Annotated in this window: 1 protein-coding gene; it reads left to right on the top strand. The window is 42.7% G+C overall.

Annotation, left to right across the window (positions count from 1 at the left end):
* Positions 1-3,394, top strand: a 3,394-nt coding sequence (locus CFS04_RS12890) for an Ig-like domain-containing protein (RefSeq protein WP_255377797.1), incomplete at both ends; no start/stop codon positions are given.

Raw genomic sequence — 3,394 nt, forward strand, 5'->3', positions numbered from 1 at the left:
GCAGATTCTTATGTACGCGGAACATACACAGGTTCTGTTGTCAAAGTAGGACTTGTTGTAAATGGAACGCCTCTTACGAAGATTCCAGTTGGAACAGATGGTACCTTCCAATATTATGCACGTACAGATATCACAAATGCGGCAACAGATGAAGTCTATGCGATTGGTTATAACTCAGAAAATCTTGAAATTGCAAGAACAAGAGTACCACTAGTTGCTACTATTGCAGATACAACGATTAATGCATTAACAACGGATTCCGTAAAAGCAGAAGGAACAGCGGAACCAAATGCGGATATTGTGATCAAAGACCAAAACAATACGCAAATCGGGAGTGGAAAAGTAGGTTCTGATGGAAACTACAGCATTACGATTCCAAAACAAGCCGTTGGAACAGTTGTCACGGCAGCTGTAACGAAGAACGGCCAAACGAAGAGTGCGAATACAACAGTCACGCAAGGAAATCTTGCGTCGACAACGATTAATGCGTTAACAACGGATTCTGTAAAAGCAGAAGGAACCGCGGAACCAAATGCATCAATTGCAATAAAAGTCGGTCAAACGACGATTGCAACGGGTACATCTAATGCAAGTGGAGCCTACAGCATTACGATTCCAAAACAAACAGTTGGAACAGTTGTCGAATCAACGGCAACAAAAAATGGCAAAACATCAAATACGGCAACCACAACAGTCACTCAAGGAGCGATTGCCGCAACGACAATTAACAGTCTAACAACCGATTCCGTGAAAGCAGAAGGAACGGCTGAACCAAACGCGGATATGACAATTAAAGTCGGTCAAACAACAATTGCAACAGGAAAAGCAGATGCTAGTGGTCATTACAGCATTACGATTCCAAAACAAGCCGTTGGAACAGTTGTCGAATCAACGGCAACAAAAAATGGTGTAACATCGAATACGGCAACCACAACGGTAACGCAAGGAGACCTTGCGCCGACAACGATTAATGCGTTAACAACGGACTCTGTGAAAGCAGAAGGAACAGCAGAGCCAAATGCATCAATTACAATAAAAGCCGGCCAAACGACGATTGCGACGGGTACATCTAATGCAAGTGGAGCCTATAGCATTACGATTCCGAAACAAGCTGCTGGTACGATTGTAACGGCAACCGCAACGAAGAATGGCAAATCAGCAAGTGCGAACACAACGGTTACCCAAGGCAATATTGCGCCAACAACGATTGGTGCCTTGACAACGGATTCTACAGTAGCCGAAGGAACAGCCGAGCCGAATGCAACGATTGTGATTAAAGATCAAAATAACAATCAGTTAGCAAGTGGTCGTGTAGCGTCAGATGGTACGTACCTTCTCTTAATTCCGAAACAAGCAGTTGGAACGGTTGTAACTGCAACAGCAAGTGCAAGTGGAAAAACAGAGAGTGCAAGTACTACGGTTACTCAAGGTAATATTGCGCCGACAACAATTGGTGCTTTGACAACGGACTCTACATCAGTAGCAGGAACAGCAGAGCCAAATGCAACGATTGTGATTAAAGATCAAGATGATAATCAATTAGCAAGTGGTCGTGTAGCGTCAGATGGCACGTACCTTCTAGTGATTCCAAAACAAGTTGTTGGAACTGTAGTAACGGCAACAGCAAGTGCAAGTGGAAAAACAGCAAGTGCGAGTACAACAGTTACCCAAGGCAATATTGCCCCAACAACGATTAATGCATTAACAACAGATTCAGTGAAAGCGGAAGGAACCGCAGAGCCGAATGCAACAATTGTAATTAAAGACCAAAATGATAATCAAATTGCAAGCGGCCGAGTAACATCAGACGGTACGTATAGTATTACGATTCCAAAACAAGCATTTGGAACAGTCGTAACCGCGACAGCAAGTGCAAATGGAAAAACAGCAAGTGCGAATACAACGGTTACTCAAGGTAACCTTGCACCAACGACAATTAATAGCTTAACGACAGATTCTGTGAAAGCAGAAGGAACAGCAGAACCAAACGCAGATATGGCTATTAAAGTAGGTAACACTACGATTGCAACAGGAAAAGTGGATGCGAATGGAAACTACAGCATCACCATTCCAAAACAAGCGGCTGGAGTAGTTGTGACAGCTGATGCAACGAAAAATAGTAAGTCAGCGAGTGCAAACACAACCGTTATTCAAGGAGATATTGCGCCGACAACAATTGGTGCTTTGACAACGGACTCTACATCAGTAGCAGGAACCGCAGAGCCAAATGCAACGATTGTGATTAAAGATCAAAATGATAATCAAATTGCAAGTGGCCGAGTAGCATCAGATGGTACGTATCTTCTCTTAATTCCAAAACAAGTTGTTGGAACTGTGGTAACGGCAACGGCAAGTGCGAGTGGAAAAACAGCAAGTGCGAGTACAACCGTCACACAAGGTAATATTGCTGCAACAACAATTAATCCACTTACAACAGATTCTGTGAAAGCAGAAGGAACCGCAGAACCAAACGCAACGATTGTATTTAAGGATCAAAACAACAACCAAATTGCAAGTGGTGTTGTTCAAGCGAACGGCACATATAGCATTACGATTCCAAAACAAGCAGTCAATACGGTTGTAACGGCAACCGCAACGAAGAATGGTAAATCTTCAAGTGCGAATACAACCGTCACACAAGGTAATATTGCACCAACGACGATTAATTCACTTACAACGGATTCTGTGAAAGCAGAAGGAACAGCAGAACCAAACGCAACGATTGTGATTAAAGATCAAAACAACAACCAAATTGCAAGTGGAACGGTAGCTTCTGATGGAACGTATATGTTAACTATTCCAAAACAAGCATTTGGAACGGTCGTAACGGCAAGTGCAACAGCGAAAGGCAAAACAGAAAGTGCGAATACTACGGTTGCACAAGGTAATATTGCGCCAACGACAATTAATGCCTTAAATTCTGATTCTACAAAAGCAGAAGGAACGGCAGAACCGAATGCAGATATAACTATTAAAGTAGGTAACACTACGATTGCAACAGGAAAAGCAGATGCTAGTGGTCATTACAGCATTACCATTCCAAAACAAGCGGCTGACGTTGTTGTCACTGCAACCGCAACGAAAAATGGGAAATCAGCAAGTGCGAACACAACCGTTACACGAGCTTCAAATGGAACGGTGACGGTGAAAGATGCGTACTATGTTGGTTACGATACACGCGTTAAAGCGGAAGTAGCTGGCGATGTGACGAAAGTTTACTTGGAAGTAGATGGCGCTAAGAAAGTGACTATTCCTGTAACAGGAAGTTTCGAGTACTATGCGAAAAATGACATTACAAGTACAACACAAACAGTCTATCTTGTAGGTCTAGATTCAACGAATAAAGAACTGGATCGTAAACGAGTAACATTAAAAGATGGACAATTAAAAATTG

The sequence above is a fragment of the Listeria sp. ILCC796 genome (genome assembly GCF_900186175.1).
Taxonomy (GTDB): domain Bacteria; phylum Bacillota; class Bacilli; order Lactobacillales; family Listeriaceae; genus Listeria; species Listeria goaensis.